Annotated in this window: 20 protein-coding genes; 8 read left to right on the forward strand and 12 right to left on the reverse strand. The window is 43.2% G+C overall.

The annotated features are described in order from the left end of the window. The first annotated feature begins 9 nt into the window (after positions 1 to 9). Genes B5D77_RS19785 through B5D77_RS19795 form a run of 3 tightly spaced genes read left to right on the forward strand, consistent with a single transcriptional unit; the run spans position 10 to position 5,493 of the window. Positions 10 to 1,869 (forward strand): caspase family protein, encoded by a 1,860-nt coding sequence (locus B5D77_RS19785; RefSeq protein WP_254052992.1) that lies wholly within the window; start codon positions 10 to 12, stop codon positions 1,867 to 1,869. Further along, the gene (locus tag B5D77_RS19790) at positions 1,859 to 2,956 is read left to right on the forward strand and encodes a MoxR family ATPase (protein ID WP_106909495.1); all 1,098 of its coding nucleotides are present in this window, start codon (positions 1,859 to 1,861) and stop codon (positions 2,954 to 2,956) included. The genes B5D77_RS19785 and B5D77_RS19790 overlap by 11 nt, the downstream gene beginning before the upstream one ends. An 8-nt stretch (positions 2,957 to 2,964) precedes the next feature. Then, complete coding sequence (locus B5D77_RS19795; RefSeq protein WP_106909496.1) at positions 2,965 to 5,493, forward strand: formylglycine-generating enzyme family protein; 2,529 nt, start codon at positions 2,965 to 2,967, stop codon at positions 5,491 to 5,493. A gap of 200 nt (positions 5,494 to 5,693) precedes the next feature. Here B5D77_RS19795 and B5D77_RS19800 read toward each other — a convergent pair whose 3' ends face one another. The 11 genes from B5D77_RS19800 to B5D77_RS19860 form a co-directional block, all read right to left on the reverse strand. Further along, positions 5,694 to 7,103, reverse strand: a complete 1,410-nt coding sequence (locus tag B5D77_RS19800) for an IS4 family transposase (protein ID WP_106910030.1) — start codon at positions 7,101 to 7,103, stop codon at positions 5,694 to 5,696. Between the two features lie 381 nt (positions 7,104 to 7,484). After that, entirely contained in the window at positions 7,485 to 7,955 is a 471-nt protein-coding gene (locus B5D77_RS19810; RefSeq protein WP_052275698.1) for a DUF3368 domain-containing protein, read from the reverse strand. Then, positions 7,952 to 8,254, reverse strand: a complete 303-nt coding sequence (locus tag B5D77_RS19815) for a UPF0175 family protein (protein WP_081106738.1) — start codon at positions 8,252 to 8,254, stop codon at positions 7,952 to 7,954. Before B5D77_RS19815 ends, B5D77_RS19810 begins: the two co-directional genes overlap by 4 nt. 229 nt (positions 8,255 to 8,483) lie before the next feature. Continuing rightward, positions 8,484 to 8,834 (reverse strand): PIN domain-containing protein, encoded by a 351-nt coding sequence (locus B5D77_RS19820; protein ID WP_008196899.1) that lies wholly within the window; start codon positions 8,832 to 8,834, stop codon positions 8,484 to 8,486. Positions 8,835 to 9,266: 432 nt separating this feature from the next. Next, positions 9,267 to 9,521, reverse strand: a complete 255-nt coding sequence (locus B5D77_RS19830) for a hypothetical protein (protein WP_002782656.1) — start codon at positions 9,519 to 9,521, stop codon at positions 9,267 to 9,269. A 96-nt stretch (positions 9,522 to 9,617) separates the two neighbouring features. Beyond that, entirely contained in the window at positions 9,618 to 9,857 is a 240-nt protein-coding gene (locus B5D77_RS19835; protein WP_106909497.1) for a hypothetical protein, read from the reverse strand. A gap of 75 nt (positions 9,858 to 9,932) precedes the next feature. Further along, positions 9,933 to 11,879, reverse strand: coding sequence for a pentapeptide repeat-containing protein (locus tag B5D77_RS19840; RefSeq protein ID WP_106909498.1), 1,947 nt, complete (start codon positions 11,877 to 11,879; stop codon positions 9,933 to 9,935). Positions 11,880 to 11,884: 5 nt separating this feature from the next. After that, positions 11,885 to 12,169 carry a DUF2103 domain-containing protein gene (locus B5D77_RS19845; protein WP_002732155.1) on the reverse strand — a complete coding sequence of 95 codons (285 nt, stop codon included), beginning with the start codon at positions 12,167 to 12,169 and terminating at the stop codon, positions 11,885 to 11,887. A gap of 2 nt (positions 12,170 to 12,171) precedes the next feature. Beyond that, entirely contained in the window at positions 12,172 to 12,465 is a 294-nt protein-coding gene (clpS, locus tag B5D77_RS19850; protein ID WP_002758084.1) for an ATP-dependent Clp protease adapter ClpS, read from the reverse strand. A gap of 55 nt (positions 12,466 to 12,520) precedes the next feature. Beyond that, the gene (locus B5D77_RS19855) at positions 12,521 to 13,654 is read right to left on the reverse strand and encodes a glycosyltransferase family 1 protein (RefSeq protein WP_008196868.1); all 1,134 of its coding nucleotides are present in this window, start codon (positions 13,652 to 13,654) and stop codon (positions 12,521 to 12,523) included. A 97-nt stretch (positions 13,655 to 13,751) separates the two neighbouring features. Beyond that, complete coding sequence (locus B5D77_RS19860) at positions 13,752 to 14,414, reverse strand: 4'-phosphopantetheinyl transferase superfamily protein (protein ID WP_008196866.1); 663 nt, start codon at positions 14,412 to 14,414, stop codon at positions 13,752 to 13,754. 110 nt (positions 14,415 to 14,524) lie between these two features. On the opposite strand from B5D77_RS19860, the gene B5D77_RS19865 reads away from it, so the two are divergent. From B5D77_RS19865 to B5D77_RS19885, 5 genes are all read left to right on the forward strand, one after another. Further along, on the forward strand, positions 14,525 to 15,466 hold the full coding sequence (locus tag B5D77_RS19865) for a serine hydrolase (protein ID WP_106909499.1): 942 nt from the start codon (positions 14,525 to 14,527) through the stop codon (positions 15,464 to 15,466). Positions 15,467 to 15,712: 246 nt separating this feature from the next. Continuing rightward, the gene (locus B5D77_RS19870; RefSeq protein WP_008196863.1) at positions 15,713 to 17,062 is read left to right on the forward strand and encodes an AAA family ATPase; all 1,350 of its coding nucleotides are present in this window, start codon (positions 15,713 to 15,715) and stop codon (positions 17,060 to 17,062) included. Then, positions 17,063 to 17,758, forward strand: coding sequence for a hypothetical protein (locus tag B5D77_RS19875; protein WP_039899419.1), 696 nt, complete (start codon positions 17,063 to 17,065; stop codon positions 17,756 to 17,758). A gap of 130 nt (positions 17,759 to 17,888) precedes the next feature. Next, a complete protein-coding gene (locus B5D77_RS19880) occupies positions 17,889 to 18,581 on the forward strand; it encodes a Uma2 family endonuclease (RefSeq protein ID WP_172456620.1) in 693 nt (230 codons plus the stop codon). Between the two features lie 140 nt (positions 18,582 to 18,721). Next, positions 18,722 to 20,146, forward strand: coding sequence for an FAD-binding domain-containing protein (locus B5D77_RS19885; protein WP_008196853.1), 1,425 nt, complete (start codon positions 18,722 to 18,724; stop codon positions 20,144 to 20,146). 329 nt (positions 20,147 to 20,475) lie between these two features. Here B5D77_RS19885 and B5D77_RS19890 read toward each other — a convergent pair whose 3' ends face one another. Continuing rightward, positions 20,476 to 23,121, reverse strand: a complete 2,646-nt coding sequence (locus tag B5D77_RS19890; RefSeq protein WP_106909500.1) for an efflux RND transporter permease subunit — start codon at positions 23,119 to 23,121, stop codon at positions 20,476 to 20,478. Positions 23,122 to 23,831: the final 710 nt, after the last annotated feature.

The raw sequence follows: 23,831 nt of genomic DNA on the forward strand, positions 1-23,831 counted from the left end.
GGTAATGGTATGGATGAAGAAATCAAGTATTATCTAATCGCTTGTGGGACAAAGGATTACAAGAACTTAGACCCTGACAAGCAATTACCCAGCGTCGAGACGGATTTAGAACTGGTAGTCGATCTGTTTACTCGTGATTTTGGATACCAGCGAGTGTTAACCGATTTAGATATTAATCCGAAAAAAGACGAAATTCCTCTCAAATTTGCTCAATGGCTTCAACAAAATTGCCGTGAAACCGATATTGTCATTTTTTATTATTCCGGTCACGGCGAGTATATACTGGGGGATAGACATTATCTTTTACTGGAGGATACCGATCCTAAACTAATTGGACAAACGGCTCTATCGACCGAAGATTTAGTTCGTCCTCTCAATAATGATGGGGTTCGGATAGCGCAGATACTGTATATTATCGATACCTGTTGCTCGCAAATGGGAGCGGTGGAAGTTACAAAATTCGCTGCTGGCTCGATCGGGATATATCGATCGAGCAAAGAAAAAAATATTGCCGTTCACACGATCGCCGCTTGTCGTGCCAAACAAGAGGCTAAAGAGAGTGTATTCTCTACCGTTTTGGCAGCAGTTTTGAAAGATTTTTGTCAACAGTCTCGTAATCGATATATTTCCCCCGGTGAAATTGTAGGCAAAGTTAATGAAAAAATTCCCGACTCAATGCCACAAGACGTTGTACATAACCTGACGGGATCTGAAACGGTTGCAAAATTTTTTCCAGTTATTCCTAAAACGATACGAACTTGGGAAGAAAAACGCCTTGAATTGACAGAAGAATTATTGAATGAATTTAAAAAACATTTATCAAAAAATTTACTTTTTATCAATTCATTTTTATTAAATAGTAAATTTTTAGAAGAGTTTATTCTGAACGATCTAGAACTTAAAGAACAATTAAAAAAATTATCAAACAAGCCGGTTATAGAGGGTATCTGTCCTCTCATAGCTTGTTCCGAGTGGTGTCGAACTAGGTTATTAGAAGAAGATAGGAGTAACCCGTCGATTGATGCTATCGAAGCTTGGCAGTCTAGGGTTATTAAGTATCGAGAAAATGCGGATTTAGATAAAATACAAAATGAGGTGAGGCAGTCCTGGGAAAAATTCAAGGAACGTATTAATCGAGAAGAGCTGAGACTTCAAATTGAAATAGAACAGGATCTCGATAAAGATAATAATACTGGAAGGGTGTTCAACTCATTTCACTTAAGAATGAATCTTTGGATTAAAAGTCAACATCGCCCCTTAGGAAGATTTGCTGAAAACGAAAAAATTGAATTAAATAGCGAAATAGAATCTTGTCCAGAAAGCCAGACATTTCTCGCTAATTTAATTCGCAAAGCTCGTTATAGTTTGCCGAACAAAGTAAAGCTAAATCTCGAAATTTTTCTGCCAATAAAAGTTTTAAAATACCCTCTGGAAGAATTTCAATTTAAGCGGGGTACAATGTGGAGATCCCTAGGATACGAGTATCCTGTTTTTATTAACTCCTTCGATCGCTATTTTGATGAAGATTTCCGAGAGATACGCGACGAGATCGAGGAGATCAAGAGAGCTTTATGGGAAAATAATAGCGATCTTGACCAGAAAGATTACTACATCGGAACCGAACCATCGATCGCCGATCTGGAATATATCGTCGAATCCCTGCCGATCGCCGTCTGGAGTCGAAACGCCAACCAACCGATGACAGATAACGATCTAAAACCCTCGGAATGGAGAAACTGGCCCGATAATATCAAAGAATTACGCAGAAACAAGCGAAAAATCGCCCTTTTCTGGGACGATCTATACCCCAAACCCTCCCCGATACCAAGACCTCTAAACACGAGAGTGGTGGAATCCAATGGCCAATAAACCAGTTACCAAAGCAGAAGACCTTCGCATCTATCGGGGTTTGACCCTGAGCGCCGATAGTTTACCCACACCCAAAGAACAAAGAAAACACCTCGATCGCATCCCACCGCCACCCCCTTGGCGCAGTTTTAGCCTGTCCCCGGAAGAATGGACAAAAACGGCAAAATCGCAGAAAATACCGCCCGAACAGGGAAAAATCGACCCTAGGGCTTTAGGATTCGTCGCGGATAAGAAAGCGGTGGAATTGGTGAATGCTGCCCTCTGCTTGCGTCGTCCCCTACTGATCGAGGGCAACCCCGGCGCCGGCAAGACTTCCCTGGCCTACGCAGTGGCGCGGGAATTGGGACTACCCGGCCCCTACCGTTGGTCGATCGTTTCCCGCACCACCCTTAAAGAGGGTCTTTATGCCTACGATGCGATCGGACGGTTACAGGAAGCTTCCCTACAAAGACAGAAAGTGGGAGAGGGGGGAGAGTACGAGGAGCCGGATATCGGCAGCTATCTAAGATTAGGTCCCATGGGGATGGCTTTTTATCAATCCCTTCCCGGACGACCGGCGGTGCTGCTAATTGATGAGATCGATAAAAGCGACATCGATATGCCTAACGATCTCCTCCATATTTTCGAGGAGGGATTTTTTGAGATCCCAGAATTGACACGATTAAAAACCGGCGACCAATCCGTTCTTCCCTATCGCGGTCAACAGGATGACAGCGAGGAAAAAATCCCGATCGATCGAGGTTGTGTGTCTTGTCAGGAGTTCCCCCTAGTATTCATGACCAGTAACGAGGCCCGGGAGTTTCCCCCCGCTTTCCTGCGTCGATGTTTGCGTTTAAGACTAGAACAACCCAATAACGAGGATGATTTCTATCGGATACTAGAGCAACGTTTCCCCCCAGAGAGCCTAAATCAATTGGAAGAACCGGCCAGAGAACTGATCCAGAAATTTCTCGATCGAATCAAACGCAAAGACAAACTAGCCACCGATCAACTGCTCAACGCGGTCTATCTGTTACTACAGGGAAACGACCTCACCGACCCCGATAGCAAGCTGCTAGACACCATCTTTAAATCCTTGCAAGGGTAGGGGGAGAGATGGAAGGGAAAAAAGCCATCTGGTGGGAAGACGAGAGGGAAATGGCAGAACTGATCTGGTGCGCTGCTTACCTCGATCGAATTATCGCGCCTTGGTCGATCGAGCAGCCTGAACAGTCGGAAGCAACCTCATCTAATGATCAGGAGGATAACCAGTCATCCGGCAGCGGTGAAGAAACCCCTCCCCCCGGAGCGATCGAGCCAACGCTCCCCGTTGCCTATCCCGAAAACATCGATCGCCCGATGCAGACCTCCCGGAAGCGCGATTCGGTCGAGAGCGATCGTTCTTCTCCCGTTCGTGTCCCCGATCCCTTTCCAATACCCGAACCCACCGCCATCAGTAAGGCAATTCTCCCCCTAGCGCGTCGCGTGCCTGGATTACGGGCCGACGAGTTGGATATCGAGGTTACGGTGGAACGGACGGCCGAAGCGGGGGGATTACCGATGCTCGCTTTCCGTCCCCCCCTAGAACGTTGGTTAGAGGTTCACCTGTTGATCGATCGCTCTCCCCCGATGGAATTTTGGGGAGATCTAGCGGGGGGAATGACCACTCTCTTCCGTTGGCAAGGCTTTTTTAGGGACGTGCGGGTTTGGTGGTTCGAGACGGGTGAAAATGAAGCTCGTTTGCTTTCCGGCGCTGGGCAAATCGAACGGAACCCTCGCAGTCTGGTTGCACCCTCTGGAAATCGACTTTTTATTGTCCTAACCGATACTTTGGGGAAAGCTTGGCGATCGGGGTCTGCCTTCGCCACCCTAGCGGATCTGGGCAAAGAACACCCCGTCACCATTGCTCACATTTTCCCGCAGGAGCTATGGCAACGAACCGCTTTAGAGGGGGCGATCCTCCGGCCTTTGATCGCACCGGGTCCCGCTTCTGCCAATGCAATACTGCAAGTGGGGGAAAGACTCCGCACGAAGCAGATTCTCTATCGGTTCCCTATTTTCAATCTATCCCCCGCTCACTTTGCAACCTGGGCGAAATTTATCGCTGGGAGCGGTGGTAATTCCATTCAGGGGGTTTTAATGGGAGCAACCACTGCGGGGGTGAATATGGGTGAAACCGGAGAAGAAGAGGCAGCCGCTCCGGAAGCGGAACCCCCGGAAGAGTTATTGAGAGGCTTTTTAATCGATGCCAGTCCCTTGGCCCGAGAACTGGCTAAAGTGCTGGCGGCCGTTCCCCTGATTCCTCCGGTGATGCGATTGGCACAGCGGCGATTTTTACCCGATAGTAAACATTGGCATCTAGCGGAGGTCTTTTTTAGCGGACTGGTCGAAAAATCTACCTTTAGTCCGGAGGGAGCGACGGTTCCGGATGCTTGGTACGATTTTTACCCCGGCATTCGTCAGCTACTGTTGGCAGATAGTGCCAACCGGCGCACGATCGATATTTGGCGCGGCATCGGCGATTATATTCGTGACCATTACGGTGAATTTCGCGATTTTTCGGCTCTAATCCCCAATCCACAGGGTTCTCTAGCGGATGCAGTCAGCGATCGCTCTCTCTATTTCGCTGAGGTGGACGCGGCTGTTCTCCGCACTTGGGGGGGAGAGTACGCCGATATCGCCCAAAACATCGAGGAGAGAGTGAGGCAGCGAAAACAGGAAATCTTGACCCCGGAAAAACTCCTAAAATTCACCTTCGAGACCCTATACGTCGATAAACGGGGAGAAATTACCAAAAGAGAACCCCTGGAGGCCTACTACTACCAAGAACCCCTAGGCAAGGGAATCGAACCCCTGACCATGGTTGCTATCCCGGGGGGCGAATTCCTGATGGGTTCACCGGGAGAAAAGGAGGATAACGAGGATGAAAAACCCCAACACCCCGTGAGCGTCAGTGCTTTCTACCTGAGCCAGACTCCGATTACCCGGGCGCAATGGCGGTTCGTGGCCCACCTACCGAGGGAGGGAAAAGACCTCGATCCAGACCCCGCGCGCTTTAAGGAAAGCGATAATAACCCCGTCGAGCGCGTGAGTTGGTACGATGCGATCGAATTCTGCGCCCGTCTGTCCCGTCACACGGGAAAAAATTACCGTTTACCAAGCGAGGCCGAGTGGGAATACGCTTGTAGAGCGGGAACAACCACCCCCTTCCACTTTGGCGAGACGATCACGGCAGAACTGGCGAATTACGATAGTTCAAGCGTCTATCAACAAGAAAAGGCGAAAAAATCCCCAAACAGAACCACTCCCGTCCGCTCCTATCCCCCCAACGCCTTCGGGCTGTACGATATGCACGGGAACGTTTGGGAGTGGTGTTTAGATCCGTGGCACAGAGATTATCAAGGCGCACCGCCCACAGACGGGAGCGTTTGGGACGAAAAAAATATTGATAATCGTTATGAAAACTTATTAAATAGTATAAATAAACTATTGACAGATGACCGAGAATGTGTATTGCGGGGCGGTTCTTGGTTCAGCAATCCGAAGGGCTGCCGTTCCGCTTTCCGCAACGGTCGCAACCGCCGCGACGACTTCAGCGGCAGCCTCGGTTTTCGGGTGGTGTGCGGTGCTGGGAGGACTTTGTAACCCTTTTCCCCTTTTTTTCCTTTTTTTCCCTCATTCCCTTTTCTGGAATTTTTTTAGGCAGGCTATAGAACAAGTGTATTAGTTTAGGGGGTCAATTACCTGGGGGGTTTGATCCCCCCTGCCCCCCTTGATAAGCTATCCATTAGTCACATCTTTCTTAACATAAAATTTGACAAAAAGAGAAAAGTGTGCCAGATGGCTCAAGGGGGTTCTATGGGGGAACTAATTTGATGAGACAGTTTCCAAGTCTGGCTGATATCATGTAACCTTCGCAGTCCCAACCAAATAGTTTTAACACCTGGTTCACCGTCACCTTTTCTACCTAAAAACCCCCCAAGAGAAGCAATCATTCTGACCGCTTCTCGAAAGGAGGGCGGCTTTTTAGGTGGCGGACTCTTTTTATGAATAGTGGCACACAAAGATTGCCATTCATGTTCTTCCAAAAAACTTTCACAACTCTCCTCTCCGTGTAAGCGTGCTTGATAGGTTAACCAAAGTAATCTCCAAGCTACAATTGAATAGGTAGCTAAGGCCATCTCAATTCTCCGACCCGTTTCTAATTGCAGTTTTTCTAATCCACAACCACTTTTTAAAACAAAATGATAGCGTTCTATTAACCAGCGATAACTATACCAGCGCACACAGGTTATCGCTGATTCAAAGCTACTAATGTCTAGGCTAGTTAAGAGGAGCCAACTGATAGGATTAACTCCAGGACGCGGATTTTCTTCTTCAGCTAAAATTACCTGTAATTTGACCGGTTGACGAGGGTTCGCTTTCGAGTGATGCTTAGGTACTTGTATTTCAAAACTGGCAAATCTAACTGTTAGTTTAGCTAGTCTAGCCTCGTGATTAGGATTGCGTTTTACTTGCACATCTAGGCTACCACAGGCTTTTATTTCTCTGATGGATTGATGTAAATATTTAGTCTCTGGATGCCCTGACCTTTGCTTGTCTTCGAGATAGTTAACTTTTCGGTTATGAGTTCCTCGAATTAATAAATGAGAGTTAGGATTTCTTGACTGGGCAAATAAATCAAATATGTCTGCCTCAGAATCTCCGATTGTTACTACTTGAATTTCTTCGGGTATTTGTTGTTGTGTTTCTGACAAAGAATCTAACCATCTTTGACTTTCTTTTTCTTGAGTTTCTCTTTTTTTTCTTTGCTTGGCAATCCCTAAATTCTTTTCTTCTCTTGCCCAGACATATTGATTAATCAGTCCTAAAGGTACTCCTTGCGCTGAGACTCCTAAGGTGGTATGAACTTTGAGACCAAAGGATGTTTTACAATCTAGATAACCCATTCCTTTTTTGGCTTTTTGCGTCGTAAAGTCTAAACTTGTTGTGTCTTGCACTGCCAAAACTATTGGATGTTCTTTGATTCTTTCTACTGTACTTTTGGCTTGGGCGGCAATTATATCTGAGGGGTGAAAATAGGGGGAATTCCAAAAGTCGTAGGTGGCACTGGCGGCGGCTAGATTTCCCGAAGCTTGTGGCACACTTGTACTAGGTTGACTGGCCAAGTTTTCTACGATACTGATTAACCTTTTCTTTCTTCTGGTGTCCCCTAGGTCTGCATACTGTAATTCTTGGGCTGCCCATTTCTCCATTTTTTTGCTTACCTCCACCTTAATTCCTTCTTTCAAAACTATACCTATCAATCGTTTCCCCTTTTTTTAAGTTTCTTCTCTTTTTGTTAAGAAAGATCTGACTAATGGATAGCTTGATAAGGGGGGTGCCGATAGGCGGGGGGATCTCCCTTGATAAGGGGGGTTTGATCCCCCCTGCCCCCCTTGATAAGGGGGGTTTGATCCCCCCTGCCCCCCTTGATAAGGGGGGTGCCGATAGGCGGGGGGATCTCCCTTGATAAGGGGGGTTTGATCCCCCCTTAGTCCCCCCTTGATAAGGGGGGATCAAACCCCCCTTAGTCCCCCCTTGATAAGGGGGGCATCTGATAATTTTTAACGCCTACCTAGTTAGCGTCAGAACATCTATTGCTGCCGCAAAAGTCGTTCGAGTAGGCTGGGTGCAACCCAAAAGCCAGCTTCTTGGAGACGTTCAAAGGTTACTCTTAAATCGAGCAATCCGAATTGGGCAGCATCTTTGACAATGCCCAAAAGTCCAATAATTCTTAAGCCACGCTCCGAAGCAATTTGCCTCCCTGCTTTGTCATCTAAAATAATCAATTCAGCTTCAATTTGCTCTGCTAGTAAAATCGCTTCTTGCTCACCCGGATCGAGTTTTTCCAATCCTGACCTTGAGGATGTCCTAACAATTTCAATCCGGAGCCAATCAGGGGGGTTAGCAATCCAATTGCGAACGATAGATGGAGATTCTGAGGCCTTTAATTCATCAGCTACAGCTTCAGGAATGACCACAAGCTCATACAGTTCTTGTAGGATCATAATTTGGTCAATTAAGAGCAGGTAGCAAATCGGAGAAGTGTCAGAAACAACTATCATTTCGCTCTGAGTTCTTTGAGAGTTTGCAAATCGCGTTCTAGTTCAGTTTCATCATAATTCAGATAGACTCCCATCCGCTTTAAAAAGGCATGAGTTTCTAACCGAGAAGGTAATTGAAGGATGCGTCCAACTTCGGCCGTACTCAAGATACCGGCACGGTAAGCATCAGCAATAACCATTTCTAGCAGTTTATGAGCCAAATTATCGCCTGTTTGACCTAATCTCTGGGCGATTTCGTCGGGAATATCAACAGTGATTTGCATAAAATTATCGGAGTCGCTACCAGTTAGTTTTATCATAGGTGAAATAGATGGCTCTTCCAGTTTTTGTGTGGAAGGAAGAAGAATAGGGATAATTTGGGTGCATCTCTATTTGGTCGAATCTGAGATTAACCCTAGCCAAACTCATCCAACGCTCGCAAAGTTGGGAAGCGCACCTAGTCCAGGGAGATACCCACGGACTACGGCGGGATATCTTCGATTCTTACGAATTCACCAGAATATCGGATATTGTTGTGATCGCCGTCGTTCACTCACCGAAATACAGGTGAACCCGATTGCTCGTCCAGGTTGCCACGCCCGTGCCGAAAAAATCCGCGTCTTCCGTCCAGATCGGGCATTCCAGCAATAAAGCCAGCGCCACGACTGGCCAATCGTCCACATCCCGCGCGGCGATGCGTTTTCTAGCCTCCCCCTCGTAAGAAGCGTACAGGCTGTTATCCACGATCCGCACCCAACCGGTCAAACCTTCCAAGACTGCCATCGCGTCCTCGCTTCCTAGGTCGCGTTTCTCGAAAAGAATCGGTAAATATCGCCTTGCGTCGGCGTAACAGCGATCGGTCGTAAAAAAATCTACCGTGGGAGCGAACCGAGCGATCATCGGAAATTTTGGGTCTGAAACCCCGCCGTTCTAGGTTGGCTTTACGTTAGAATTAAAAGGCCAGTCTCGAAAACCAAGTGGACGGCGCAGCACCTTGAAAACTCGGCTTAGGGGGTTCCGACCAGAAAAGCTTGGCCGGGTAAAAAGTCGCGCGCAACAAGTACAAGAAGCTATAGGCGGTCAACGTACCGTGGGACACACGGAATCGGGCTTCTGAAATGGGGCGAAAGTCTGTGGACTCTGTGTAAGACAGTACATGGTTTTTTAACTGTGGTATGCGACGGTGGTGGAAGCAGAAACTTAAATCGTGAGGTTTAGGAATCGCCGCACTTTTAGGGCGGCGAGGATGTCAACTCCCGTACCTTTTTCCCCAACACGGCACGGATGAGAATATTGGCATCCAGAACGATTCTTTTCGTCATGGCAGAAAGCCTAACGCTCACCTTCGCGGAGTTGACGGAATTCGCGAACGAGCGCATCTTCAGAAAGTCCCTGTTCGCGTAAAAGCGCATCCAACCTCTCGGCGGCGCGTTTTAACCCGTCGATCTCCGCTTCCGATGGCTCCGGTCGTGCCGGTAAGAAATAACCCACCGTCTGACCCTGGCAAGTGACGGCGATGGGAGTAGTAGAACTCAAATATTTGGCGAGATGATCCCGGAATTCTCCCATTCCGATTTTTTCTAGCATAGACTATTGCTTTTCCCGCTTGTGTACTGTTGTGTAGATAATTTTAGCAGAAAAATCTTAGGTTGGGGACGTGCTAACTCGCTGATAATGTTAGTATCACACAGGAATGTCATTTAAGCTTTTTGCAAATGGATTAGAACGATCTTGGCGAGTAGGAACTTCTATAGTATAGTTTTCTTCAGCACAAATTTGTCGCAATTCTGCTAAAGCTTGGGATAGGTTATCAAAATTTGTTTGAGTTTCATGGGCAGCTAATTTCTTTTCTAAGAGCAATCTTTCTTCTTCAGAAAGGTATTGGATAATTTGGACGAGAGATTCAATCAATTTGGCATTCATGGTTTTTTCCTCTTTCCACTCATATTTCTGTTACCCAAAACGAAAAGATAACTGCTGTATTCAAATTTTTACAGTTTATTTTAAATAAATCAAGAGATTTAACCCCGGAATCGTGCGCGAGAGAGTCCAGATAAGGAGAGTAATATAAAAGATGCCGATACCCCATTGATACCAAACTAAAAAAGAAATAATAGCGGGTAATTCTCGATCGCGAACTCGCCAATCATTAAAGCCTAATTTTAGCAAATTATTGAGACTTAAATCGTAATAATTTAACCAATTCCAACGCTTTTGCCAAGGAATGGGAGTATAACGATCGCGAAAGAGGGGAAATTCAGGAACTACGGGTAAACGGGTGATTAATAAGCGTAATTGTCGCATACTGCCATCTTGCAGAAAATAGGAACTATCCATTAAATCGTGATAGCGTCCCCGACGATAAAGTTCGATAATTAAAATTAAGGGTAAGGGGACAAGAATTAGGGCAATAGCTGTTAAAGTTAGTAGGGGACGACTGGCAGATTGCAGGATATTAAACACACCAGAAAGGGTGAGAATAATATAGCTAGTTACCATACAAAAGATTTCATAACGACTAGGAATTACTGGTTTAGGAGTGAGACGACGCACGCGATCAATTAACCAAAATAAACAGCCAAAATAGGCAAAAATTATGATTCCTGTCCCGAAAACTAAACTAAAATTTGTACCATCTTGACTTAAGAGTAATAGTAAAGCAAGGAAAGAAGTATGCAGAAAATCAGCTACCCAAGTGAGGTTAATTAGGCGAATAACTGAGATATTATTCAGTTTTTGTTTTAACTGTTGTAATCGCAATTTTTCGGTTTTGTATTCAATTTGATTAGCATCGGCAATTTGTTCTAGGGAGCGAAAATTACGAACTAAATTTCTTAAAACTGTCTCATTTCCTGCTAGGTTTGGTAAATAAATTGCCTGACCAATTACTCCTCTATCTCCTAGGATTTTCGCTTTATCGGAATCAAAAGCTAATCCTGATACACTCAAATAACTATTGTTAGTAAAAGTGGAATTACTAAAATCTACCTGATCTAAAAGTTTCACATCTTGAAAACTAACCACACCATTAAAGTAACTAGACCGGAAAGCGCCTGATTTTTCAAAAGTGGCATTTCTAAAGGTTAATAAATTTAAAAATCTACTCTTAGAAAATAGCGGACGATCTCGCCATTGACTTTGGGAAAAATTGGCCTCTTTTTCCCAGAAAGTACGGGTAAAATCTGCGAGTTTATCGTATTTAGTTTGATCAAAATAAGCTTCGGCAGTAAAATGACTGCGATGGAAGTTAGTAATACTTTTAAAATGGGCCGTGCGAAAGATGGCTTTATTTAAAAATTGACTTTGACTAAAATTTACATCTCCCATAAAATTGGCTTTGGTAAATTTTGCCACCCTAGCAAAACGCGATTCTACCCAATTACTTTCACGACTAAATTTTGCTGCCATTGCTTCGACAATTTGCAGAAAAAAAGTCTTAGAAAAGTCCACTTCTCCCATAAATACCGTTCCCTGCAACTTCACCGGTCCACGAAATACTGTGACATTAAAAACCGGTTCATCGCTATCGAATAAAAAATTTTCGTCCTGTTGTAATAACTGTTCTTCCGTGGGTGATAACAAGGTAGCAAGGGCCACTTTTGTTAAAGGAGTCGGTAAACCCAGACGGGAAGCGATAAAATTGCCTTGAATTAAGGAATTACTAAAATCTAAACCTAGGGGTTGTTTAGCGCGATTAATTTGACCTTGAATCTGTTGATAAAATTGTTCTTGCAGTTCCTTATTTTCATCGCGGATATCGATAACTAAATTGGCTAAATCGATAGTAGTCATCCCTTCTTTAAGGACGGGTGCGCTTAAACGTTCCTGCAATAAAGTTACTGTTAAAGGAACCCTATCCATTACTGCCAAACTAGGGAGAGAATGTAAACAGAAAAACAGAAAAACAATGATTAGTAACCAGCAGCCTTTCAACAACGCACCCACGACAGTTATTTTCCTAAACAAGCTTGGATAGCCATTTCTAAATCCTCTTGGTTTAAATCGGTAATAACAAAGACTTCCTGAACACTTTTTCCTGTCCTCGCAATCAGCTTAAAACCACCACGAATTGGCACTGATATCCGCAATTGTAACCGCGGACAATGACCTTTTGAGCGAGAAAGTACCCCGGGGGTGACAGTGGTGATTCCCTGATAAGTAATTAACTTTTCTAATACCGCAATCAACCCCGGTATATGAGTAGAATGATTCCAAACTAAGCGACCATTATTCATAATTATGCGGCCTCTAGGGGAGCCATGGTTAATCCTTCCCGTCGCAATTGTTGGTGATAAAGTTCCGCTTGTTCTTGGGGACCTGTCCAGACAATTGCCTGTCCTTGGTAGTGAACTTGATTAGTTAATTCCCAAGCTCGATCGGTGGTCATATCCGGGATATATTTAATTAAACAATTGGCCACATGATCGAAGGTGTTAAAGTCATCGTTGAGAACAATAACTTTATAGTTGGGATAAGTCTTTTTCACCCCTTGGGTGGACTTATCTAAGGTGGTACTGGGTGCGCTGGCCATAAAAGTTACAATAGGTCAAAGTTTTTGCGGTTAAATTCGAGCATTTTGACAACAATTAAGCGGCAAAAGCCACAGAATTATTATTCAAAACTTGGTGATAGTAATTTAATAACTGTTTGGTGGCCGCTTGCCATGCCCATTTTTCCGCTTCTAGACGCGCATTCCGTCGTAATTCCTCTCTTTCTGCCTTGGCGGTTAGTAATCTTTGGGTGGCACTAATTAAACCTTTTTCATCCCTAGGATCGAAGAGATGACCATTAACTCCATCGGTGACAATATCGGGAATTCCCCCCGAATTTGCTGCCACTACCGGACAACCGGCAGCCATGGATTCTAAGAGTACCAAACCGAGGGTTTCTGTGCGTGAGGGAAAAAGAAAAGCATCTGCGGAAGCAAAAGCGGAGGCTAATTCTAACCCCTGTAAATAACCGACAAAATGGGTATTTGTGTCGGCAAAATGACTTGTTAAAGCTTCCCGATGGGGACCATCTCCCACAATGGCAAATCTTGCTTCGGGAATCGCTTCTAAGACTGGTTTAATGCGATCGATTTCTTTTTCGGCCGACACTCGACCAACGTATAATAAGAGAGGACTATCGGGGTTATTTTGGGATAATTTCAGTCTCATGGCCGGGGATTTTAAATGAGGTTGAAATAATTCCGTATCGACTCCCCTTTGCCAAAGCTCGACCTTTTCAATGCCACGACTAGATAATTCTTGTACCATAGCGGTGGAAGTGCAGAGATTTAAACTTGCTTGATTGTGGGCCAGTTTTAATAATTCCCAGAGTAATCCTTCTAGGGAACCTAATCCATAGTGTTGTAGGTATTGGGGGAGATGGGTATGATAGGAAGCGACGAGGGGAATGTTCATAGTTTTGGCAAAATAAATGCCTCCCACCCCTAAAATAGCCGGGTTAACCACATGAATAATATCAGGTTTAAACCTCTCTAAAGCTTGACCGACGGAAGGCCGGGGGAAAGCCATTTTTAATTCCGGATATAGGGGTAAGGGAATCCCTGTAACTCCATGAATTTTAGCACCTTTGTACTCCTTTAAACCGCCATCGGGAGAGAAAACTAATACCTGATGACCTAATCTTTGTAGGTGTTCCACGGTATGTTTAAGACGGGTGACAATGCCATCGATTTTCGGTAAGAAAGTTTCTGTAAAAAGAGCAATTCGCATAGAGAAAACAAGGTTAAGTAATAATTAAGGACAAGCTTTTTTTGAGATAGCTAGGAATAATTACTGAATTTCTCAAGGCAATTAACTCCCCAATTAATCATAGATCAGAAAGGCCAAAGGTTTTAATCACTCGATCGCTACCTTCGATAACCACCGTCGCTCGATAATTATCGCCGATTGCCGCTGTCCATAATTGCCATTCCCCCGCCACATTGTCTAATTTTAAGGGATTGAGGCCCACTTCCACTCGATCGAGTCCCCCGCTAATTCCCGTTCCCAGTGCCTTTAAATAAGCCTCTTTTGCCGTCCATAACTGAAAAAATAGCTTTTCCTTCTCTGCGGACTTTTCAACAAGCTCGTGTTCCCTAGCACAAAAAAACCTTTTTGTCAAGCTATCTAAATCTTTCACCTCGCGCATTTTCTCTAAATCTACCCCGATGCGAGCGGTTAAAGTCAAGCCACAGATGGCCATCTCCTCGGAATGGGAGAGATTAAACTGCAATTGGTAGTTAATACTCGGTTTTCCCCGTTCGCTGTAGATAAACTCGATTTTTTCGGGACTTATCGCCAAATATGACCCTAAAATCTCCCGTAAACAACCCCTCGCCACCAAAAAACGCCGCTTGTGTTGGGGAAAATGGTAACGATTAGCTCTAATTATTTCATCTTCCGAGAGCAAAGAAGCCAGTTTTTCTAGTCTATCCCCAGAGGGATCGAGACTGATAAAATAGAGATGAACCTCATCGGTAGATATAAACATTAAACTCAGAAGCGATCAAATAATTAATTATCGGTAAATTTTACCGTAAAATGAGAATTGCCGACTCAAGAATTTATCCACCTTCTAACTCTTGACTTTGCAGCACACCTATGAACTTTTTTCATACTGAAGACCATCTCCAACAGTTCGGTACAGATATTTTAGAAACAACTTGGCGAGCATTTCCCCAATTAGCTCAAGAACAAATTGCCCTAACTTGGATAGTATATGATCCTCCCGTTGTCGTCAACACGGGGGGAGCAATTTCTCACGAAGAATTCTGGAAATATTCCCCCCGTGGATTTAGTTATCGCGGACAAGAAAGAACCTATCCCGCTAGTTTAGTGAAATTGTTTTATCTGGTAGCAATTCATGAGTGGTTAGAGGGGGGAATGATTGCCGAAAGCAGCGAATTAAATCGCGCCATTCGTGACATGATTGTTGACTCTAGTAATGATGCTGCCAGTTTAGTTGTAGATCTGGTTACAGGAACCACTAGCGGTCCAGAAATTGCCGCCGGTCCCTTTGAAACTTGGAAGCAACAACGCAACATAGTTAATCGTTATTTTCAATCCTTGAATTGGCCAGAATTAGCGACAATTAACGTTAATCAAAAAACTTGGTCTGATGGTCCCTATGGACGTGAACGCGCTTTTTTAGGGGAATTAATGGAGAATCGCAATATGTTAACTAGCAATGCAGTGGCGCGTTTAATTCATACTATTATCGGGGGGATTGCGGTTTCTTCCCAACGTTCCCAGATGATGATGTCTTTACTAAAACGAAGTCTTAATCCTGCTGATTGGACAAGTCAAGGAGATGAGACACAAATTTTAGGATTTTTGGGACAGGGATTACCAGAAAATAGTCAAATTTGGTCAAAAGCTGGTTGGACAAGTCAAGTACGTCACGATGCAGCCTATATTGAAATTCCCCATCATACTCCCTATCTCTTGGTGGTATTTACCGAGGGAAAAGATAACAGTCAAAATCGCTCAATTTTACCTTTTATTTCCCAGAAAGTAGCCGAGAAAATTATGCAGCTCCATTAATTTAACCTGTGGGTAGGATGGTTTTCTCTGTCATTGTCAAAAGTGCTAGATAAACATCCTACTGCCATAGATATGTATATGTAAATTTACTCATGTGCATCTCAATATACAGCTTTTCTGGGATAGATTGGGTTTGTTCTTGCAGCTGAAATACTTGATTAAGTTTACTCTGTGCTTTACCTTGACGGGAAGGGCTGTCATCATTTAAACTAACAATAAGTTATTTTTAAGTATTTCCTCAAATATGTGACTTTCAATCCTCGCCATTGTCATAACGAAAGGGAAGTGGAGAGTAAACTAATTGTTCAGTATTTACTCCCCAAACTAGGCTACAATGCCGAACATTGGTATCAACAAGTTAGCTTCGGTAAAGTCCGCTTAGATTTCCTTGTTTCCGCTCAAAAACCTATCAATAAAAGGCAGTTTTTTGCCTCTCACTGTCTAATTATCGAGGCTAAAAACCCCAGAGAAAAGCTCATCAATCATCGTCACCGTTTAGGCTATTATCTCAACTACTTTAAAGTGCAGTGGGGATTATTAACCAACGGTGATGAGATTCAACTTTATCGAAGAAAACCCGATAAAATTTATTTAGTTTTTAGATGTTCTGGGTTAGAAATTGCCTCTCACTTAGAACAGTTAAAATCTCTGATTGGCTACGAAACTTTATCCCTGGGTATTCCACCGCTTAATTCTCCAACAATCAACAACAAAAATCCCATGAAAACCATCGCAATTTATCATCATAAAGGTGGTGTTGGTAAAACCACCGTCGCTACCAATCTAGCGGCAGCCTTGAGTAAAAAAGGCAAGCGAGTATTATTAATTGATATTGATGCTCAAGCTAATAGTACCTTTGCCGTTGGTTTAATTAAGTTTCAATTCGATGATGACGATGATTTAAAAGATAAAAATGTCTTTCATTTACTAGATAACAGTAACCGCATTTTTATTGAGAATATTGTCAGAAAGTCTCAAGGATTCAATCATCCAGAAATTGATGTTATTCCCTCTCACATATCTTTAATTGCTAACCAAGCTAAAATTAAAGATAATGCGGCGGTATTTGCTAGATTGGCCAGAAAATTAGAGAAAGTAAAGGATCAATATGATATTGTAATTATTGATGCACCTCCCGCACTTGATTTATATGCACGCATTGCTTTAATTGCAGCTGATTATCTGATAATTCCTTCAGATCTTAAACCATTTTCTAATCAAGGATTAGATAGCGTTAAAAACTTTGTTCAAGAAGAAATCAATGAAAGTCGTGGAGATTTGGGTAAACCAACCCTACAAATTTTAGGCGTTTTACCTTCCAAAATTTCCACCCATGCTCAATACTTAAGATTTAATTTTCCCAAACAAAAACAAGTGATTCCAGACAAATATAATTTACCCTTGATGGAATCAACTATCTCGGAAAGAATGCCTTTATCTCGCTGTATAAATCAATACGTTACCGTGGGAGATTTAGAAATTCCTGCTCCCCAATCTATAATTGATTATGCTGAACATAAAAGCGATGCGGGAGTATCAGCATCAGAATTTGAAGCCTTAGCAATCGAAGTTTTAGCGAAAATAGGAGTTAAATAAATGTGTAAATTTTTACGAGTCGATATTACTGATATTAATCCTTCTGTTCCCAGAGAAACCTTCTCTGAAACTGAATTAGAAAATTTAGCCAATCTTATTATTGAAATGGGTGGACTTATTCGCCCTGTTATTCTCAAAAAAGCTGATAATAAAAAAGTTGATGAACGTTATAATATTATCAGTGGAGATTTAGAATATTATGCTTCTGTCATCGCTAATCAGAAAGTTCCTGACATCGAGATGATTAACGCTTTTGTAGTTGATAAAGAAGCGGAGAATATCGCTTTACAGCAAATCCAGTTATTATCTCCTTCTCCTAGGTTAATTACCACGCCTGAAAAAACAGATAATCCTCTAGAATTGAGGATGAGTAATCTTGAAAAACGATTAGAAACCCAGTTACAAGCAATCCGAGAGGAGTACCAAAAAGAAATCAAAAGACTGGAAGAAAAAATTATTATTTCTCCTCCTCCTCCTGCTTCTCCTCCTTCTAAATCGATTTTAGAGCTTTTGAATAGCTGTGACGCTAATCAACTTAAAAAAGGGAGAATTCCACCTGCATCTGTTAATGACTTTCTGAAAAAACGTTCAGAAAAGCCCTTTGATTCTTTGGAAGATGTCCTAAATCGCCCGGTGTCAGGAGTTAAAGAGAAAAGATTAATTAAGCTTATAGATTATTTGTTAATTTCTAATTGATTTTTGTGGGTGTGTTGAGCTACTTTAACACACCCTACCGATGGGTGTTATAATAATGGAATATCAGGAGAAATTGCTGATCCGATAGCGGGCAAAGATTAACTAGAAGACGGGTGAAAAGAGAAAACTTATGACAACTACCCCAGTAATAGCTGCTTCTTTAACAATTCCTCCCCTAGAAAACGGCGATAAATTAACTCGATGGGAATTTGAACGACGTTATCAAGAGATGCCCCATCTCAAAAAAGCGGAATTAATTGAAGGAATTGTTTATATGGCATCTCCCCTCAGATTTGAAAGTCACGCCGAGCCTCATGCTAATATTATCGGATGGTTAGCTCTCTATAAAGCGGCGACTCCAGGTGTTAGATTGGGTGATAATGCCACCGTGAGATTAGATATTGATAACGAACCCCAACCGGATGCCCTATTAAGAATTGACAAGGGAGGACAATCAACAATTAGTCAAGATGATTATGTAGAAGGCGCGCCGGAATTAATTGTCGAAATTGCCGCTTCTAGTGCTTCCTACGATGTTCATCAAAAATTAAATGTTTACCGTCGCAATCAAGTCCAAGAATATCTAGTCTGGAGGTTTTATGAACAAGAAATTGATTGGTTTCGACTACAGGCAGGAGAATATATTAAACTAGAACCCGATAGTGATGGCATAATGCGCTCTCAAATCTTCCCCGGTTTATGGCTAGATAAAAACGCTTTATTAATGGGCGACTTAGGAAAAGTTTTAGTGATTTTGCAGCGGGGGTTAGAAACAGCAGAACATCGAGATTTTGTCAATAAATTAACTGCCAATCACAGCTAGATTGTAAAATTAGATAATTATTCTTGATCCACTGTCCTATAATTACAGAAAGAGTATTTTTGACTTGAATTTGTTCTTAACTGTACCCCCGTTTTACCCCAATAATCTCGCCCCTGATAATCTTCTCATCACCTTACTTTATGTCAAATCTAATCCTTTTCTGGCATCGTCGCGATTTACGTCTCTCGGATAATATTGGACTGAGTAAAGCTAGGGAGCGCAGTCCGAAAATTATCGGGGTTTTCTGCCTCGATCCTGCTATTTTAGAAGGGGATGATATCGCCCCGGCTAGGGTTGCCTATCTCCTCGGTTGTCTAGAGGAATTAGAAAAAAATTATCGCCAAAAAGGTAGTCAATTACTGATTATTCGCGGCAACCCCAGTCAAACACTGGTCAATTTAGCCAGCAATTTATCGGCAAAAGCAGTTTTTTTTAACCTCGATATCGAACCCTACGCGCGTCAACGGGATCAACAGGTAATCGCCGCTTTACAAACAAAAGGAATTGAAGTAGAAACTTTCTGGGATCAACTTCTCCACGCCCCCGGACAAGTCCTCACCCTCTCAAAAAGTCCCTACACCGTATATACTCCTTTTTGGAAAAATTGGAGCCAATTAGCCAAAGCCAGCCCCAAAACCCTAGAAAACCTGCAAGGATTAGACGAAAATGAGGGGGAGAAACTCGCAGAAACTATTAACTTACCAACCCTAGAAAATTTAGGTTTTACTTGGCAAAATCCCTTACCCCTCACCCCCGGAGAAAAAGCCGCTACTAGCAGATTAGAAGAATTTTGTCAAGGGGTTATTAACAATTATCAAGAAGATCGTAACTTCCCCGCTTTCGATGGGACCTCGCGCTTGAGTGCCGCTTTAAAATTTGGGGCGATTGGCATCCGCACAATTTGGACGGCAACCCTAGAATTATTAGAAAATTGCCGGGCAGAGGAAGCAAAAAATAGTATTATCACTTGGCAGCAAGAGTTAGCTTGGCGGGAATTTTACCAGCATTGTCTCTATTTTTTCCCAGAATTGGCGGTCGGTGCTTATAGAAAAGAATTTCGTCATTTTCCTTGGCAGGATAACGAAGAACATTTTCAAGCTTGGTGCCAGGGAAAAACCGGCTATCCGATCGTTGACGCGGCCATGCGACAATTAAATGAAACGGGATGGATGCACAATCGTTGTCGCATGATCGTGGCGAGTTTTTTAACCAAAGATTTAATTATTAACTGGCAAAAAGGCGAAAAATACTTCATGCAGAAACTTTTTGATGGCGATTTAGCCGCTAATAATGGTGGTTGGCAGTGGAGTGCGTCTAGTGGCATGGATCCGAAACCTTTAAGAATTTTTAATCCCGCTAGTCAGACACAAAAATTCGATCTGGAAGGGGAATATATTCGTCAGTGGTTGCCGGAATTAGCCTCCGTAGATACGGAATATCTAGTAACTGGGAAAATCCCCCGTTTAGAAAGACATCGTTGTGGTTATCCTGAGCCAATTGTCGATCATAATCAACAACAAAAAGAGTTCAAACGACTCTATAGTAATCAGAAGCCAAAACAATAACTAGGGTTTGTGGCAAAAAGTTTTTAGTGGGGACAGGGTGACAGGGTAACCATAAGGGTGCATCTCATTTTTGTAAATCTACTAATTTGGGATTTTTCAGGGGAAACTTTCTCCTAAAATTGGGGGTTACTTTCGGTTTTATTACTCAATCCAAGCTTTTGGGGGGTTCTACCCCCCAAACCCCCCGCACATTAGCTTTTCGGTGGGATGCTTACACGCGATTGTTCATATTTTTATACTAATTTAAGAGTCACTGATAATTGCTGATTCTCGGTATTTCTGCAAATGTGGGATGCACCCAACCCTAACTAAAGGGACGGTAAAACTAGCTACTTTTGACCGGCTTTAATCCGGTTCCAAACATCCTCTAAACTTAGATATAACACAGGCACAACAATTAAACTCAACAGGGAAGAAGTGACTAAACCTCCCACAATTACCATCGCCATGGGTTGCCGCAATTCCGCACCAGTACCCAATCCCAAAGCGATCGGAATCATGCCTAAAATTGTCGAACAAGTGGTCATTAAAATCGGTCTTAACCTAATCATTCCCGTTTCTAACACCGCTTCCTCCCGACTCCAACCCTGTTGACGCAATTGGTTAGTATAATCCAGCAATAACACAGCGTTTTTATCGAGTAATCCCAAGAGGAAGATAAACCCGATCAGAGAAATCATACTAAACTCACTACCCGTTATCAATAACCCCAACATTGCCCCCACAATCGCTAAAGGTAAACATAAAGCGATGACGATAGTTTCTAGCAGTCTTCTGAATAATAACCATAAAACTCCTAACATTAAAATCGTCGCTAGGATTAAAGTGCGACCAAAACTGCCCAAAACATCGCTACTTTGAGAAGAAGTACCCCAACGCTGTAAAGTTATCCCTTCCGGTAAAGGAATCCCTTCAATTTTAATCGCCGCATCTTCTAAGCCTAAATCCGGACTGAGATTAGCACTGAGAAAAATCGCCTGTTGACCATTTAAACGCTCGATCGCCAAAAAATCCCCCCGATCATTTAATCTAGATGATAGGGAAATATCCTTCAAACCGGCGATTTTAGCGGCCTCAACCCGCAATTTCTCGGCACTATCGCGCAATAGTGGCAAATTATCGCTTTTAATCGCAATTTGGATCGGCTTTTCCGCTTCCGTCTGCACAAAAGGAATGTCCTCGACACTGACATTCACCCCTCTAATTGTCGGTAAAATTTGCCGAATCCGTTGCTGCACGGCGCTGGTGTGAGATTTACGATCGCCCTTCAGTTTAACGTGAATTTTGCCACGATTCGGCTCACCGCGTAAACCGGCGATCAGAAAAGTCGATTCCACTTCCCCATCCCCCAAAATCGGCGCTTCTAATTTGCTGCCATCCCGGACAGTGCGACGCAGGAGAAAACTTTCGGGAGAACTCGCTAACTGAGAAATCCAAGCGAAACTATCAGTAGAACTCTTAGCCGTCGGTTTATTAGGGCTAATTTGCGTTATTTTCGGCAAAGGAGACGTATAAACTAGATTAAACTCGCCGCGATCGAGTCGGGGAATAAATCCCCTAGAAATAAAAGGAATCAGGGCAATACCCGCCAAAAAGGTAATTAGGGCAATAGCAATGACCAGCAAACGATGACGCAATGACCAGTTTAAGAGCCGTCGGTAGGTGTTCTCAATCGGTCGCTTTTGTTTCGTCATTTTTGCCCGTGACTGCGGTTTCAGCCAATATAATGCCAAAACTGGCGATAAAGTTCTGGCGATCAACAGAGAAAAAATCACCGCAGCCGAGACAGTTAAACCGAAGGGTTGGAAAAACTGCCCCACCGCACCCCCCATAAAAGCGACGGGTATAAACACGGCAACAATGGTTAAGGTGGAGGCGGTGACAGCTAATCCGATCTCCCTTGTCCCCTTGAGTGCCGCATTTTTCGGGGTTTCCCCCGCATCGATTAAACGGGAAATATTCTCCACATCAACGATCGCATCATCCACGACAATGCCAATCACCAAAGCGAGAGCCAGCAGTGTCAGGGTTTCCAGATTAAACCCATAGATGGCCATGATAATGAAAGTCCCCAAAAGAGATAGGGGGATAACCAGAGCAGAAATGACCGTAGCGGCGAAACTGCCTAAAAATATCAATATAACCAGCACTGACAGCAAAACTGCCAAAAGTAAATCATCGATCGTGCCTTGTAGGGCAGCGCGAATATATTCCGCTTGGGTTTCAGCTAAAATTATCTTGACATCGGGCAGTTTTTGTGCTATGTCTTTAACCAGTTTTTCTGCTTGAGCGGCCAGATCGAGACTATTGGCTGCACCTTTTTTGATTACCTGCACTGCGATCGCCTCTTGGCCGTTAAAGCGCACCAGCGTGGGCAATGGTCGGGTTAAGCTTTTATGGGGATTATCTTCTCTAACTGTACCTTGACCGAGTAAATTAACTTTAGCCGTACCTGGGAGAGCTTTTAAGGGCGGAATTAAATTATCTTGGGCGATTTGGCTTAATTCTTCTAGGGTTTTCTGCTCACTCACCAGCGTATATGTAACTGTTGCCGACTCATTTAAATCAACGGGGATAACTTCCGTAGTAGCTTGAGGGGGTAAAGGGACTTGCGAGATAGTCTGTTTAACTGCTGCGGTGGCTTTGTCTAAATTTGTGCCAATTTTAAAGAAAATGCTGATTACTGACTGTCCGGGGCCAGTAGTCGAGGAAACATCGCGACAACCGGGGAGAGAGAAAAGGGGATTTTCTAGGGGTTTAGTTAATTGCTGTTCCGTGGTGATAGCAGTAGCTAAATCCGCTTGAGCGTTAATTATTACGACTGGAAAGCTGATATCGGGGAAAAGAGCGTATTTTAGGGAACTAAAAGCCAAAATTCCCGCCACGGCCACCGCTAACCAGAAAGCAATGGTTAACCTCGGCGCATTAATCGCTATTCGAGAGATATTCAGACGTTCTCGCCATGATTCTTTCATCTTTTGATCATCTCTCATAAGTGGGGAGTGGGGAGTGGGGAGTGGGGTGTGGGGTGTAGGGTTTTAGGGTTTTAGGGTTTTAGGGTTTTAGTGGAAATTACTCTATCTCCCCATTACCCTATTCCCCCATTTTCCTATCCCCTTCTCACTGATAACTGATAACTGATAACTGATAACTGATAACTGATAACTGATAACTGATAACTGATAACTGATAACTGATAACTGACTCCTAACCCAATGGTAGATGTTGGATTTTTGCAGAAGTTCTATTTTCCGACAAAGATAAGCAAAAATTATTCATTGACTGCAAAAACTTGAGAATATTTAAATTAACATTCCGCAATATTTATAAATTCTTAAGAATTAATTGAGAAAGATTTTTATTTAACAACGATGTTATCATAGTTACAGCGATTTTACTGAATTTCACAATGGGTTATTCTGTGCTTTTTTGGGCAGCAATGCTTGAAACCCTTGCCACACCTAGAAGGTGATCCTAATTAAAACGGGTAAATCAGTCAATTTCACCCCTAACGATGATCTTTTTTTTATGTAGTTTTATTGCAAAAAAAAAGTTTTTTTGACAAAAAGCACAAAGTATGATATACACCAACCTATTTCTGGCTGGGAGTAATTATTGCAGAGTGGGGGAGTGGGGAAGTGGGGAGATAGGGAGAATAAATAAAAGCAATCTCCTGTCTCGGAGT

Origin of the sequence: Microcystis sp. MC19 (assembly GCF_003019735.1) — a bacterium.
Taxonomy (GTDB): Bacteria; Cyanobacteriota; Cyanobacteriia; order Cyanobacteriales; family Microcystaceae; genus Microcystis.